The organism is Lentzea sokolovensis, assembly GCF_033949975.1.
Taxonomy (GTDB): Bacteria; Actinomycetota; Actinomycetes; order Mycobacteriales; family Pseudonocardiaceae; genus Lentzea; species Lentzea sokolovensis.
Genome location: NZ_JAXAVU010000012.1, coordinates 301909 through 315865, shown reverse-complemented (window position 1 = coordinate 315865; position 13957 = coordinate 301909). Strand labels below are relative to the sequence as shown.

The following is a 13957-nucleotide window of genomic DNA, read 5'->3' as shown; positions in this document are numbered from 1 at the left end:
GATAAAGACGGTGGCGGCAGCGGTTCTGGTAAGCAATGAGGTCGATGACAGGGTTGGACACGAATACCTGAGCGCAGTGCCAGGATTGAAGATCGTGGAGTACGACCCGAACGAGTTGACCCTGACGGAGGTGCAGCGGTCTTCTGACCTGCTCATGCCTCCCTACAGGGGAAGTCATCGTCCTTTGGGCTTGATTGCGGAGTTGCCTAATCTCCGTATGGTGCAGTTGCTCTCAGCGGGTGTTGATGAATGGCGTCCCCACGTACCCAATCATGTGACCGTCGCAAGCGCGCGCGGTGCGCATGCTGGGCCAGTATCTGAGTGGGTGTTGTCCGCTATATTGACTCAGCTGCGCCAGTGGCCTGCTCTCGTGCGTTTCCAGGATGAGCATGTCTGGGCGCATCGACGCTTTAATGCGGATACTCTTGCTGGCAGCCGAGTGCTTATCCTAGGCGCCGGGAGCATCGGCATGGCTGTTGCTCGCAAGCTTCAAGCATTCGATGCCACGGCAACACTAGTGGCAAGTACTGCCCGTCCTGGTTTCCATGGTCCTGAGGAGCTTCCTCAGTTGGTCACCGGACACTCCGTCGTGGTCGTAACTGCGCCGTTGACAGAGCGTACATTTCGTCTTGTGGACACCAATTTTCTTGCTGCCATGGATGATGGTGCATTGCTTGTGAATGCCGGTCGCGGGCAAATTGTCGACACAGATGCGCTCGTTGTCGAACTTGATTCTGGCCGCTTGCGTGCCGCCCTAGACGTAACTGATCCGGAGCCTCTGCCTGCCGATCATTCACTGTGGCGTCATCAGGCCGCGATAATTAGCCCACACGCCGCTCGCACCGTTCCTGGAACCAATCGGCTTTGCTATGAAGTAGCCGCTGAGCAGATTCAGGCGTTTCTCTCTGGTGACACGCCGTCGAACGTGGCGCATGCCTAGCTAGCCATCCACGTGGAGCTAGAACGGTGGTTCGTTCTCGTCGGGCGTTCTCTTGTGCAGCGCATCACGAGCGACAAAATGTCTTACTGGGACCACGCCCAAGCCGGTTACAGAGATGGCGTAAGTGGTGAGCGCCAGCCATGAGCCGTTCTGCGCCCTGCTCCATGCGGCTACTTCACCCATGGTCAAAGGCAGGCGGTCAGGGTTGAGGCCTTGTGTGCGAACGGCAGTCGCCGGCGGCCTGGTTGGCGGGCTGCCTTGCGCATGCCGATAGACCTGGCGGAGGTCGACCCAGACGAGTTCGGGTGGGTCGCACGTGCGCCACAACGGCGACGGCTGGTGCTCACGCGAATCGACCATGCGTTCGATCGTGCAACCTTGGCTCATGCCGAGCAAGCCCGAGCGTTCTGATAGCCGCGGGCAAAGCGTCACGACGGCGCGGCGCTTGGCCGCCGTGGTTGGCGGACTTAGTGGCGAACTGGCGGCGAAGTGGCTTGCTAGAGGGCGTTCGGCAGTGCGGAACGGCAGGTCAGAGGCCTACCGTGCGCCCTGTGGCAAGCCCCTTAAAAGGACCACAGCGCTGTCTCGGTGATCAGAGGCGCTTCAAGCCGACGAAAGGTGGTGTGCTCGTGACGCTTCAGGTGTAGCGCGAGCCGGGCGTCCGACGACTTAGGAACATGGTTGACGCCAGGAACCCGACGCCATCCGATACGTCTGCTAGCGCAGAGCCTAAGCGGCAACTGCCCCCGGTCCTGGACAAGCTCAGCCCACTCGAAGAAGCGGTCATCGATGCCGCTCGCCGAGGAACCTGGGTACAACCTGGCGCCACACTGGCGGCTGGCGATCTCATTGCCGCCGAGGACCTGGGACTGCGAGTGCGGGCGGACCTGATCCGCGAACTGCTCATGGGACGCCGCGGCGAACTCGATCCGCAGGGCGTGCTCATCCGGGGTGTGCGGGTGATCGGCCGACTAAACCTGGATCACCTCACTGCAGTCACCGGCGTGGCGCTGGTCGACTGCGCGTTACCGGATGGCATCACATGTCAACAGGCACGCCTCCACCAGGTGAGCGTGTCCAGCAGTGTGATCTTCTCCTTGAACGCCGAAAACGTCCGGATCGACGGGCACTTCCTTATGAGTGACGCGCGCATCACCGGCTCTAGCGAAGACGGAGCCCTACGGCTGGCCGGCGCGCACATCGGCGGCAAACTCGACCTCGACGGCGTCACCATCACCGACACCACCGGCCCCGCCCTGGACGCCGACGGCATCCGCATCGACAGCGATCTGCTCGTGCGTAGCGCGCGCATCACCGGCTCTAGCGAAGACGGAGCATTCCGGCTGGTCGGCGCGCATATCGGCGGCTATCTCAACCTCGACGGCGTCACCATCACCAACACCACCGGCCCCGCCCTGCACGCCGACGACGTCCGCACCAACAGCAACCTGTTTCTGCGTGACGCGCGCATCACCGGCACCGGCGAAAGGGGAGCATTCCGGCTGATCGGCGCGCACATCAGCAGTCAACTCGACCTCGACGGCGTCATTATCACCAACATCGCCGGCCCCGCTCTGGTCGCCGACGGCATCCGTATCGACAACCATGTGTTCCTGCGCAACGCGCACATCACAGGCGCCGGCGAAAAGGGAGCCCTACGGCTGCCCGGCTCGCACAGCGGCGGCCAAGCTCATCTGACCGGAACACAGGTGACCAACGAATCGGGTCCACTGGTGATGCTGTCGGAAGCTCAGGTCATTCAGCAGCCGTTGTTCTTCTCGGCCGCGCTGGTGTGCCCACAGTCCCGCCGGGAGGTCGTCAACCGTCCCTGCCCCGACGGAGCACGCCGCATGGTCGTGCGAGGGTTTGTGTTCACCCAGCTTCGGGACGTCACCTGGCGGGAGTGGCTGCATTTGTTGGTCCACCACACCCCCGAGTACCTGCCCCAGCCCTACCAGCAACTTGCCGCAGTGGAACGCGCCGCCGGGCATGACAACAACGCTCGCACCATCCTCATCACCCAGCAACACGATCTACGCCGCCGCGCACCCGACGCGCTCGGCGGCTCCCTCGCACGCGCACGCCACTGGTTGTGGGGCTGGCTGGGCCACTACGGCTACCGCGCCCACCGTCTGGTCACCGCCCTGCTCATTGCCCTGATCCTCGCCGGCGCCACCGGCTACACCGCAGGACAGATCACTACCCGACCAACCCATCACACCGCCGAACGCGTTCAATCACCCACCACCCCCGCCACCGCGCCCGGTATTCCGTGCTCCACCGCCGAACTCATCGGCCTCGGCATCGACCGCGGCCTGCCCGTCGGCGCCACCGGCCTCCGCGCCCGCTGCGACCTCGACACCACCACCCGAAGGGGCCAAGCCTTCACCTACCTGCTTTGGGCCCTTCAAGCCCTCCTCTGGGCACTGGCCACCCTCACCATCGCCGCTTACACCGGCCTCATCCGCAAAACCACCTGACCACCCACACCAACGCCGACAACCTCCGCCACACGACGACGCGGCGCTTGCCGCCGTGGCTGGCGGACTTAGCGGTGAAGTAGCTCACTGAGAGGCGATCGGTGGCGCGAAGCGGCAGATCAACGGCCTGTCATTCGTCATTCGGCGAGCCTTAAAGTTCGTCTCGTGGTCGTATTCGATTGTATACTCGGCTGAAGGCTTGCCGATGAGCGCAAGGACGGCGTTTCCGCTACCTCGTCGCGGTACTGCCCTCTAAGACAGACGTAGCGGCAGATCCGACAGGAGGCAGGGCCTTGAACGTATACCGACCGATCCCAAGCATCGAAGACTTTCCGGCTATCGGAACTGACTATGCTATTGAGCATTACGAGCGCGTTCTGCAAAGCGCCTCGAAAGCGGCTAGTTCTGAAATAGTAGAAGATGTTATTTGCAAGCTGGGTCGAGAAGCTGCGGCGGAGACCGGTGCGATTGAGGGACTGTATGAACTCAGGCCGGGAGACACTCGTACTATCGTGTCAGAGCGCCCGGATTGGGAAGAAGTTTTCCAGCGTCAGAATGAGATAGCGCTCGCAATGTTTGAAGCGCAGCGAGACTCATACGAGTATATACGGGAACAAGCGCACGAAGACTTTGAAATTAGTGAGCACTGGATTAAAGAGCTTCATGCGCGAGTATGTGCAAGCCAGGGAACATACCAGGCAGGACACATACTTCCCGATGGGGGTGTGGGACAGAGTCCTCATGAACTGCTTCGTGGTCAATACAAGACTAGCGAGAACGAAGCTGTTCGTAGGGACGGTCAAAGATTCAAATTTGCACCGGTGATGGATGTGCGACCGGAGATGCATCGACTAATTGAGCAAGTCCGGTCTCAGCGATTCGCTAAGTCGGATACTGTAGTGAAAGCCGCCTATGTTCAATACTGCTTGACTCATATACACCCGTTCTCGGATGGAAATGGTCGCACGGCAAGAGCATTCGCTTCCCTCTTCACCTATCGAGAATTCGGCGTTCCCGTGATTGTGTACGCCGACCGAAAGCAGCGATACCTTCAGGCTCTTGAGAATGCAAACGTCGGAAGATATAACGAGTTGGTCCAGCACTTTCGTTACCGTGTCATTGATACTTTGGAGCGCGCTTCTCGGGAGATAGGGGCAGCGGTCGAGAAGTCTGCATCTGAGACATTTTACGCTCTCCTCCGTATGCGTGCATCCGATGGTCAAGTTACGGTGGCGGATAAGAGGCTCGTTGCTGGAAGCATCCTGACGCACCTTATATCCGAATTGAAAAGATCTACTACCGAGTTTGATGCGAAAGCGGATGGAGTGCTTTTCTTCGAGTTGGATACGGGCTATAACGGCTCAACTTCCAACTTTCCTGGGCCGTACACTCATTCGGGGCACAGCTTCATTGTTCGAGCTGGGATGACCCGACCAGCGGAGGTTCACACGTCAGTCATAATTGCCGTTGGGATCGCGAACGACCTCGATGACATGTATGTTTTCAAGGTTGAGGCCAGAAAGCCAACTGGTCGAGCCTCAACGTTTACTGCTGTGGAATTGAATGCTACATACGAGGATGCTTTTCCTGATCTGGGGACCAGTGTCATCGAACGGCTGCGACTTTTCTGTGAAAGTGTCATGAGGTTTCTGCTTAATGACCTGCATGGCCTCGCTAAATCGGCTTTGCATCAGGCGGGTGCGGCAGTTGTTGACGATCGCGATGATTGATGAAGTGAGATGATCAGCTCGGCGATTGCGTGGATTCTTGCGGCTATCTCCTGCCTTATGGACGGCATATCGCCGAACGTGACCGACGCGCAGAGATTGCGGGAGAGCATCAGAACGGCGACTCATCCTCGTCCTGCACGCGTTTATGCAGCGCGTCGCGAACGGCCACCGAGCGTGGAAGACGCGACTAGCACTCACTCTGGCTAGCAGCCCCCAAGGCCGCTCTGAAACCAGTTGCTCGGTTGAGACCTGGCCTGCACCACCGATACCGGCACCAGCCGCAGCATGCCCTGTGCTTCACCAGGTGCCGCAGTCTCCTGGGCGGTCTGGGTGCCGTGCTGGCCCAAGCAGGGGCGCTATGACGAAGCCGTAGTCATGACAGGAGAGAAGGCCGGGGGACGCCTGCCGACTGAACGCTTCGGACGCTCGTGTAGACCGATGCTGGCCAATACCCCTACCAGCATCTATCCGATCGTGCGCAGGTTGTAGCAGATGCTGTACCAAGTTCAGGACGAGGTCGCAGTTCCAAACCGAGGTGGGCCCTGACATCACCACGCGACATCAACGGCGGTGGACGGCCGTGAACTGACCTGGTGTGAAGCGAACCTCCCGGAGGCGTCCGCGTGGGGAACATGCAGTTCAACGAAGCAAACCACCTGATTTACACCCGAGCGGTCGCAGGTTCGATCCCTGTCGCGCCCACCAAATACGCGTCATTCAAACCACGCACCGTAGAGAACCATCTGCGGTGCGTGGTTTTGTTTCTGCTATCTGTTACATCGTTCTTGGGGGATGACGAGCTGCTAGCCCTCGAGTTTGAGGGCGAGTACGTCAGCGGTGATGGGTTCGTTCCCGTCGATGACGGTTGCGCCGCCGATCGCCAACAGTGAGCCGTTGGATTCCGCAGCGGCAACCAGAGACACCTTCGGCGTCGGCAGCTGCGCATCGAGGGTCTGCCAGCGGTCGGTGTGCGTGTCGTACACCTCGGTCGTACGCAGGAAAGTGGAGCTTCCGGCAGCCCTGGTGTAGCCGCCGACCACCGCGATGCGGTGGCCGATCACGGTCATCCCGGAAAACGCGCGACTCTCGAGCATTGGAGCGATCGCCGTCCAGGTGTTGGTGCCTGGGTCGTAGCGTTCTGCTGTGGGGATCGTGTCGAAGTCCTGGTTTTCCCCGCCGATGGCGTACAGGTGACCGCCGGCCGCTACCAGCCCGTGGCGCGCACGAGTGACCAACATAGGCGCGACCTGTTTCCACCCCAACACCGGTTTCCTGGGGTTGAAGACGATGACTGAATCGGTGTTCCTGTCGCCACCGTTGTCGGGAACACTGCCCCCTGCCACGTACAGCAGGTCTCTCAGTCCGGCGGCCGCAGCTTGGAGGCGCTGTTCTGGCAGGGCCGGGCTCGTCGTCCACTCGCGCGTGCGCGGGTCGAACCGCTCGACCACGTCCAGAAACCCCGTGCTGTTGATCCCGCCGACGACGTACATCATGCCGTCGACCTCGGCTGCCGTCGGGTTGCCCCGCGGCGTGGGCATGGGAGGCAGGGATTGCCACTCACCCTTGCCTGCTGCCCGGCGCGCCTCAACGGAAGCGACCGGGGGTTTCGTGTCGTCGGTGATGCCTCCCGCAACGAGAATGCGCCCATTCAGCGCAGCTCCGCAGCTGGCTTTTCTCGGGCTCAGCAATGACGCACGATTCTTCCACTCGGCCATGATGTCGACTCCTTCGCGTCGAACGGGAAGATTTCACCCCCAGGCCTTGAACGTTTTTGCAACGACATCCGCCGGTGATCGGATCGGTCAACTGTTCAGGGGTCATCTGGCATTCCCAGGACAGCTGTTGATATCTTCCGTATCGGATCCGCAGGGCGGGCGTTACTCAATGAATGAGGCGGCCACCTGATCAGACCAACCTTGAAGATTGGTGTGTCCAGCGGTAATCGAACGACTGCTCTGTGTGGGTCGAAGCGCAACTTTGATGCGGCAACAAGTCGACTCCAATGCCGAAGTGCTGTGGCGTCGATACCCAGGTCTCCTCGCGTGGAATTCCGTAACACCTCATCGATCTCGGTCGAAGCAGCAAGGGCGTAGATCCCCGCTGCGGCGCAGGAGGTCGTCCGGTGCACGAGAGACCCGAGCAGGGCCCGCCTTCCCAGACCACCAACACCGTCGACGGTGACGCGGGCACGGTCTTCCAGCTGGGCAGCAGCCACGGCAACATCGGCGTCTTCCGCGGCAACAACTTCATGTTCAACCTCGGGCCGCGGTGGGCGGTCGTGATCGTCGTCTGCTTTCTCGCGGCGGCGACGGCGGTGGCTGTGGTGTACGTGCGGAGCGCGCCTTCCGAGCCCGCCGAACCGCTGGCCATTGCCGTCACGCCCACTGTGAAGGAGTGCGATTTCCGCTGGGTCGTGCCGAAACCGCTGGCGGAGGTCAAGGCGGCGGCGGACCCGGCGATCAAGCCGGACCGGTACGCCACGTGGGAGCACTCCAGGGATGGTGTGCAGGCGAGCACGGCGAAGTTCACCATGACCGTGCAGGGGCACGACGCGACCAGCAACGTCGTGATCACCGGTATCCGGGCCAAGGTGCTGGAGAAGAAGCCGCCGCTGACGGGGACGCTGCTCACCGGCGAGTGCGGAGCGCCGACTACCGCGCACTACGTGAGAGTCGACCTGGACCGCGAGCAGCCTGTGAGCTTTCCGGACGAGCTCGACGCGGACACTGCGGCGGACATGGTGGCGCGAGGGTTGCGGGCGGACCCGGTCCGGCTTCCCTACAGCGTCTCCTCGACCGAGCCGGAGGTGTTCACCGTTGTCGCCGGCACGGAGTCGTGCGACTGCACGTGGGTGATCGAGCTCGACTGGTCGGCCGGGGGCAAGAGCGGCGTCCAGACGGTCGGCAACGACGGGAAACCGTTCCGCACGACCAGCACGAGCAACGCGGTCCCGTGCGTCATCCACAACTCGGACTGGTGTGTGTGATCGCTGGAACGAATTGAGACGGTGCCGTACTTTGTTCGAGGTTCGCCATCTCCGAAGGACGACGACTACCTGTGAAGCGCAAGGGCAAGGCCGCGAAACCCGTCCCCACCACCGTCACGCAGGAGCAGGTCAAGCTGCTCGCCCTCGTGGAGCAGGGCGGCGTGCACCGCGGCGCCACGCGCTGGTACCTGGAGCACCGGCCCGCCAAGCAGTGGGATTCGGACGACCTCGAGGTCCTGCGGCTGCGGGACTGGATCACATGGGTCGCGCCCGACCGGGCAATGGAGCACGGGATGGCGGCGCCGGTCGACATCACGGCTCAGGGGCGTGCGGCGCTGCGGCATCACCTGCCGGAGTGGGTGCTGGGGCGCAAGGCCATCGCCGCGGAGCCGCCCAGACTGCCCGCCGTCGAGACGATCACCGCGTTGGACTCGTTCAGATAGACGGCGATCACGGTAGAACGGTCTTAGTCGAATCCAAACGGAGGCGAAGACCGGCCATGTCGAACTTGTTGACCGGCGGCGATTTGCGCGCACGTGACCACCACCGGATCGAGGACGACGCACGGGAAGAGGGGCCCCTGCACGCCGTGACGTTGCCCAACGGCGTCGAGATGCAGGTGGTCACGGTCGGGTTGGAGCTCACCCGTCAGTTGCTCACCGACCAGCGGCTCTCCAAGGACAGCGCGGCCCTGCAGCGCGAGATCAAACGCCAGCTCGCCGAACTGGGAAGCACGCAGACGGACCTCGCCGGTCTCTTCGGGCCGAGCATGCTCAACAGCGACAACCCGCAGCACGCCCGGCTCAGGGCGCTCGCGGTCAAGGCGTTCAACGGCAAGGCGGTGCAGCAGCTCGCGCCGCGCATCGAGGAGATCAGCGCGGAACTGATCGCCAGGCTTCCCGAGAACGAGGAGATCGACCTCGTCGCGGAGCTGGCCGTGCCGATGCCGATGCACGTCATCGGCGAGGTGCTCGGGCTGCCGGCCGAAGATCGTCCGCACGTCCGCACGTTGATCGAGACGATGATGTCGATGGAACCCGAGGTGTCGCAGCCGGCGAGCGACGAACTGGGCGGCTACTTCCACGCGCTGCTCACGAGCAACGGCCTGGACCCCCGATCGCTGTTCGGCGCGTTGAGCACGGCCGCGGGCGACGATGGTGACCACCTGAGCCACGACGAACTGATGGCGATGGCGTTCCTTCTCGTCGTTGCGGGGCACGAGACGTCAGCGAGCCTCATCGCGAACGTGGTGCACGACGCGTTGGACAACGACCTGTGGCACGAGGCCGTCGAAGACCCAGACCTCGTGCCACGCCTTGTCGAGGAGACGTTGCGTCACAACCCGCCGGTCCGCAGCGCCACGCACCGCATCACCACCGAGCCTGTCGAGATCGGCGGTACGACGGTTCCGGAGAACACGCTGCTGCTGATCAACCTCGGCGCCGCCGGACGGTGCCCGCGGGCACACGACAAGGCCGACGAGTACCGGCTCGACCGCGAGACGACCGGTCACGTGACGTTCGGCCACGGCCCGCACTTCTGCCTGGGATCGGCCCTCGCCCGGCTGGAGACCGAAACCGTGCTTCGGCACCTCACGAGCCGGTTCCCGCTCGCCACCTACTCGGGCGACGAGCAGCCCGCGGTGACGCACAACGACATCATGGCCAGCCTTAAATCGCTTCCGGTCGTGCTCCGGCGCTGACACGCTGGACCGCGTGGAGATCATCCGAGGGGGACCGGAACACGTCGACACGGCCGCGTTGATCTGGGCGCACGCGGTCGCCAAGAGGGACGGCTACGACGAGGTTCCGTCGCTCGAAGCGGCGCGTCCCGGGATTGAGAGTGCTCTCGCGAACGAGCCTTCGCTGCTGCTGATCGCGCAGGAAGGCGGTGAGGCCGTGGGTTTCATCGCCGGAGGTCCACATGAGACGGACACGGCCGGCGTCGCCTACATCAACTACGTCGGTGTGCACCCCGACGCGTGGGGCAAGGGCGTCGGCGAGGCGTTGCTGCGCGCGCTGCCTGACGCGTTGATCAAGAATGGATACGAGAAGGCCGAGTTGCTGGTCTACGTCGACAACGTCCGGGGCGTGCGGCTCTACGAACGCCTCGGGTGGGTCAAGGTCGGTGCCCCCGCGCCGCATCCGCGCAACGGCCGTGTGGAGCAGCGTTACGCGTTTTCGCCCGCATCGCGGGACTCGGGGGCGTGAGAGCGTTTAGCGGGGGATTAGGGGATCAACCCCAATGCGGCTGACCAGGGCTATCCTCAAGTCCATTTGAGACGTAACTTTTGCTCATGTCAGTGCGCACGTTCGCCTTCGTGGTCGGTCTCGCGTTCTTGCTCGGTGGGGGTGCGATCCTGTTCGTGACGCTGGCCGTCGAGGCGCCGAGCGGGTCGCTGATCCCGTGCGGCAACAGCCTCGGTCTCGGCTTCGACGAGCCCGCGGCCTCCGCGGTCAGTCCGGCCTATGTGGACATCTGTGCCGATCTCAGGCATCGACGGCTGCTCTGGGCGTTGCCGATGGCAGCGGTGGGTGTGCTCCTGCTGATCGGCTCTTTGGTCGGTTCCCGACGGGCTACTCGCCGGTAAGGTCGCGGCATGACGTGGATGGTCTACGGCGCCAACGGCTACACCGGACGCCTCATCGCCGAGCTCGCGGTCCAGCGCGGGGAGCGGCCGATCCTCGCCGGGCGTTCGCTCGAGAAGGTCGAGCCGATCGCCGCCGCCCTCGGGCTCGAGCACCGGGCGTTCGACCTGAGTCAGGCGCGGGCGCATCTTGAAGACGTCGACGCCGTCGTGCACTGCGCGGGACCGTTCGCGCACACGTCCACCGCGATGGTGGACGCCTGCCTGAGGAGCCGCACGCACTACCTCGACATCACGGGCGAGATCGACGTCTTCGAGTCCATCGGCCTGAGGGACATCGACGCGCGCAAGGCCGGCATCGTGCTGTTGCCGGGCGCCGGGTTCGACGTCGTCCCCACGGACTGCCTCGCCGCGATCCTGAAGAACGCCCTGCCGTCCGCGACGCACCTCGACCTCGCGTTCGTCGTCGGGGGAGGGGCGAGCGCGGGCACGACCAAGACGTCCGTCGAGGCCGCCGCCGTGGGTGGGCGGATCCGCGTGAACGGCGACCTGAAGAGCGTCCGCATCGGGCATCGGCGGCGCACCGCCTACTTCCGGTCCGGGCCGCGCGAGGTCGGCAGCATCCCGTGGGGCGATGTGAGCACCGCCTACCGTTCGACCGGCATCCCGAACATCACGACGTTCACCACCGTGCCGGGCATGCTCGGGCAACTGCAGCAGGTGTTCGCGCCCGTCTTGCAGACGCCGTTCGTGCAGAACGTCGCGAAGACCGTCGCCGGCAAGGTGAAGGGCCCCGACGAGCGCAAGCGCGCCAACACCAGGGCCGAGGTGTTCGGCGAGGCGTGGGACGCGCAGTCGAAGGTCGAATGCGCGATCACCACCCCGAACGCCTACAGCCTCACCGCAGACTCCGTGCTCCGCGCCATCGGCAAGATCAACGGCGTGGCGCCCGGCTCGCACACGCCGTCCAGCGCGTTCGGCGCCGACTTCGTGCGCGAGCTCGACGGCGTCGTCGCGGGCGAGGTCCGCTTCACCTGAGTTAGGGCCTCTAACTCCTGCTTGAGATCATTACTGTTTGAGATTCTTTACTTCTTGAGGTGCTTGGCGACGCTGTCGACGACCCCGCCGACGGCGTCCTTCACCTTCTCCACGCCGTCCTTGACGGCCGCCTTCGCCTGATCGGCGCGGCCCTCGTTGGCGAGCTGCTCGTCGCCGGTGACCTCACCCGCGGTCTCCTTGGCCTTGCCGCCGAGCTCTTCCGCCTTGTTGCCGATCTTGTCCGACAGCGACATCGCGTCCTCCTGAGCTGGTTGGTCTGACGCCTGTTCGATGTCCGTCCCCGCAGCTTCGTCACGCCACGGTCGGGTGAAAACCGGGTGAGAGCGATCACGGGTGGGAAATCAGGGAACCGCGTGACGTTCCGCGTTCGAACGTGTCCATCGGGCGACGAAGCAAAATTGGGCGGGGGTGTGCGCATGAGCGTGGCCGAAGCAGCCGCACTCGACGATGCCACGCTGGTGGCAAGGTCCCGTGACGGCGACGTGAGGGCATATGAGCAGCTCGTGCGCCGTTATCAGGGTCCGATGTACCGGCTGGCGTTGCGCATCGTGGGCAGCACCGGCGACGCCGAGGACGCGGTGCAGGACGTGTTCCTCACCGCGTGGCGGCGGCTCGGGCAGCTCAACGACGACGCGGCGTTCATCGGCTGGCTCTACCGCACCACCACCAACCAGTGCCTGAACGTGCTGCGCAAGCGCAAACCGCACGCCGACACCGAGCTCGACGAGCACGAGTCGCCGGCGCCGCGCACCCGGCCCGACCGCGCGGTGGAGGTGAGCGCGCAGCTCGACGCGCTACAGGCCGCACTGCGCGGCCTCACCCCTGAGCAGCGGGCGTGCTGGGTGCTGCGCGAGGTCCACGGCCGGTCCTACGACGAGATCGCCGAGGCGATCGGCACGACCCAGCAGTCGGTGCGCGGCAGGCTCGCGCGGGCACGGGCACAACTCGCGGAGGTGATGGCGCCGTGGCGGTGACGTCCGACTACGTCCTGCCGTGCGGGCGGGACGTAGAAGAAGTCTGGGAGGCGATCGACCTCTCCGACGAACACACGCGCTCGTGTCCGCACTGCGGGGCGGTGCGGGAGAGTCTGCTGGTTCTGCGCGAGGCGACCGCGGAGATGGTCCGCGAAGAGGTCGAGCCACCGTTCGACCTGGTCAGCCGCGTGATGTCCGCGGTGCGCGCCGACGTGCGGCGGTCCGACGTCGTGCCGTTGCCCGGCGACGGACTGGCCCGGATCAGCACGCGCGCGGTCGCGGCGGTGCTGCGCTACGCGGCGGACGGTGTGGACGGCGTGCGGGCGCGGGGATGCCATGTCGTCGAAGCGCCGGAGTCGACCGGCGTGGACCCGGTGATCGAGGTCGAACTGAGCATCGCGATCACCGCAGGCCAGGTCACGCACCAGGCGTACGACGAGGTGCGGCGCCGGGTGCTGGCCGCGGCCTCCGCGCGGATCGGTGTGCGGCTCGCCCGCCTGGACCTCGTCGTGTCCGACGTTCTCGAAGGATGAGCGAGTGATCGAAACAGTCGTGTCCGCTCCGGCGGTGGCGGCGGTCGCGGTGCACGCGGCCGAGCAGGTCGCCGGCGTGCGCGTGCAGCCGGGTGTGGCCGGCCTGGTGAGTTCTGTGGTGCGCGCGGCGAGGCAGCAGATCAAGGGATTGCAGCCCGCGCCGGTGGAAGGCGTGCGGGTGCGGTGGTCGGGAACGGCCGCGGTGCTGGAGGTGGACGTGGTGATCTCGGGCCAGGACCAGGCCGCGGCCGTCGCCCGCGCCGTGCAACGGTCGGTGCGCGCGCTCGTGCCGGAACTGACCGGCGTCGAGGTGGAGTCCGTCCTCGTGACGATCGTGGACGTCGCATGGTGATCGTGACGGAGTTGTTGAAGGCACTGGAGAAGGTCGACGGACTGCGGCCGTCGGCGCCCGAACCCGCCCGCTCGTGGATCTCCTGGGACGTCGACGCGCTGGCCGTGGACGTCGAGGACGAACTGGTCTGCGTCCGGGTCGTCGCCACCCGGCTGCCGCTGGCGCTCACGGAGGCCGGTGCGGCGTTGAAGTTGGTTCTCCTTGGCACGCAATGGGAAACGGCCGTCGTGCGGATCGTGGTGACCGATGTGGACAAACGTGCCCTCGATCACCTGAACGGGTCGTGACGAATCGGTCGCAGCCGGTGTCTTTCTGA

General features: G+C 64.4%; 15 protein-coding genes. 13 read left to right on the top strand and 2 right to left on the bottom strand.

The annotated features are described in order from the left end of the window. Window positions 1–10: 10 nt before the first annotated feature. The 3 genes from SK854_RS30130 to SK854_RS30120 all read left to right on the top strand — a co-directional run bounded on the left by SK854_RS30130 (window position 11) and on the right by SK854_RS30120 (window position 5150). Complete coding sequence (locus SK854_RS30130; RefSeq protein ID WP_319978487.1) at window positions 11–940, top strand: NAD(P)-dependent oxidoreductase; 930 nt, start codon at window positions 11–13, stop codon at window positions 938–940. A gap of 677 nt (window positions 941–1617) precedes the next feature. After that, window positions 1618–3420, top strand: coding sequence for a hypothetical protein (locus SK854_RS30125; RefSeq protein ID WP_319978486.1), 1803 nt, complete (start codon window positions 1618–1620; stop codon window positions 3418–3420). A gap of 293 nt (window positions 3421–3713) precedes the next feature. Then, window positions 3714–5150 (top strand): Fic family protein, encoded by a 1437-nt coding sequence (locus SK854_RS30120; RefSeq protein WP_319978485.1) that lies wholly within the window; start codon window positions 3714–3716, stop codon window positions 5148–5150. Between the two features lie 803 nt (window positions 5151–5953). Here the strand turns inward: SK854_RS30120 and SK854_RS30115 are convergent. After that, on the bottom strand, window positions 5954–6865 hold the full coding sequence (locus tag SK854_RS30115) for a Kelch repeat-containing protein (RefSeq protein WP_319978484.1): 912 nt from the start codon (window positions 6863–6865) through the stop codon (window positions 5954–5956). A gap of 407 nt (window positions 6866–7272) precedes the next feature. Here SK854_RS30115 and SK854_RS30110 point away from each other — a divergent pair, with 407 nt between their 5' ends. The 6 genes from SK854_RS30110 to SK854_RS30085 all read left to right on the top strand — a co-directional run bounded on the left by SK854_RS30110 (window position 7273) and on the right by SK854_RS30085 (window position 11761). Beyond that, complete coding sequence (locus SK854_RS30110; RefSeq protein WP_319978483.1) at window positions 7273–8136, top strand: hypothetical protein; 864 nt, start codon at window positions 7273–7275, stop codon at window positions 8134–8136. A gap of 71 nt (window positions 8137–8207) precedes the next feature. Continuing rightward, entirely contained in the window at window positions 8208–8579 is a 372-nt protein-coding gene (locus tag SK854_RS30105) for a hypothetical protein (protein ID WP_319978482.1), read from the top strand. Between the two features lie 56 nt (window positions 8580–8635). Further along, a complete protein-coding gene (locus SK854_RS30100; RefSeq protein ID WP_319978481.1) occupies window positions 8636–9838 on the top strand; it encodes a cytochrome P450 in 1203 nt (400 codons plus the stop codon). A gap of 13 nt (window positions 9839–9851) precedes the next feature. Further along, window positions 9852–10346: a GNAT family N-acetyltransferase gene (locus SK854_RS30095; protein ID WP_319978480.1), complete on the top strand. Its 495-nt coding sequence runs from the start codon at window positions 9852–9854 to the stop codon at window positions 10344–10346. 86 nt (window positions 10347–10432) lie between these two features. Then, window positions 10433–10726, top strand: coding sequence for a hypothetical protein (locus SK854_RS30090; RefSeq protein ID WP_319978479.1), 294 nt, complete (start codon window positions 10433–10435; stop codon window positions 10724–10726). Between the two features lie 9 nt (window positions 10727–10735). After that, a complete protein-coding gene (locus SK854_RS30085; RefSeq protein ID WP_319978478.1) occupies window positions 10736–11761 on the top strand; it encodes a saccharopine dehydrogenase family protein in 1026 nt (341 codons plus the stop codon). Window positions 11762–11808: 47 nt separating this feature from the next. Here SK854_RS30085 and SK854_RS30080 read toward each other — a convergent pair whose 3' ends face one another. Beyond that, window positions 11809–12015, bottom strand: a complete 207-nt coding sequence (locus SK854_RS30080) for a CsbD family protein (RefSeq protein WP_266043508.1) — start codon at window positions 12013–12015, stop codon at window positions 11809–11811. 183 nt (window positions 12016–12198) lie between these two features. Between SK854_RS30080 and SK854_RS30075 the strand changes: the two genes are divergently transcribed. Genes SK854_RS30075 through SK854_RS30060 form a run of 4 tightly spaced genes read left to right on the top strand, consistent with a single transcriptional unit; the run spans window position 12199 to window position 13928 of the window. Continuing rightward, on the top strand, window positions 12199–12756 hold the full coding sequence (locus SK854_RS30075; RefSeq protein WP_319978477.1) for an RNA polymerase sigma factor: 558 nt from the start codon (window positions 12199–12201) through the stop codon (window positions 12754–12756). Beyond that, entirely contained in the window at window positions 12747–13289 is a 543-nt protein-coding gene (locus tag SK854_RS30070) for an Asp23/Gls24 family envelope stress response protein (RefSeq protein ID WP_319978476.1), read from the top strand. Before SK854_RS30075 ends, SK854_RS30070 begins: the two co-directional genes overlap by 10 nt. A gap of 4 nt (window positions 13290–13293) precedes the next feature. Continuing rightward, complete coding sequence (locus SK854_RS30065; protein ID WP_319978475.1) at window positions 13294–13641, top strand: Asp23/Gls24 family envelope stress response protein; 348 nt, start codon at window positions 13294–13296, stop codon at window positions 13639–13641. Beyond that, window positions 13635–13928 carry a hypothetical protein gene (locus SK854_RS30060; protein WP_319978474.1) on the top strand — a complete coding sequence of 98 codons (294 nt, stop codon included), beginning with the start codon at window positions 13635–13637 and terminating at the stop codon, window positions 13926–13928. The genes SK854_RS30065 and SK854_RS30060 overlap by 7 nt, the downstream gene beginning before the upstream one ends. Window positions 13929–13957: the final 29 nt, after the last annotated feature.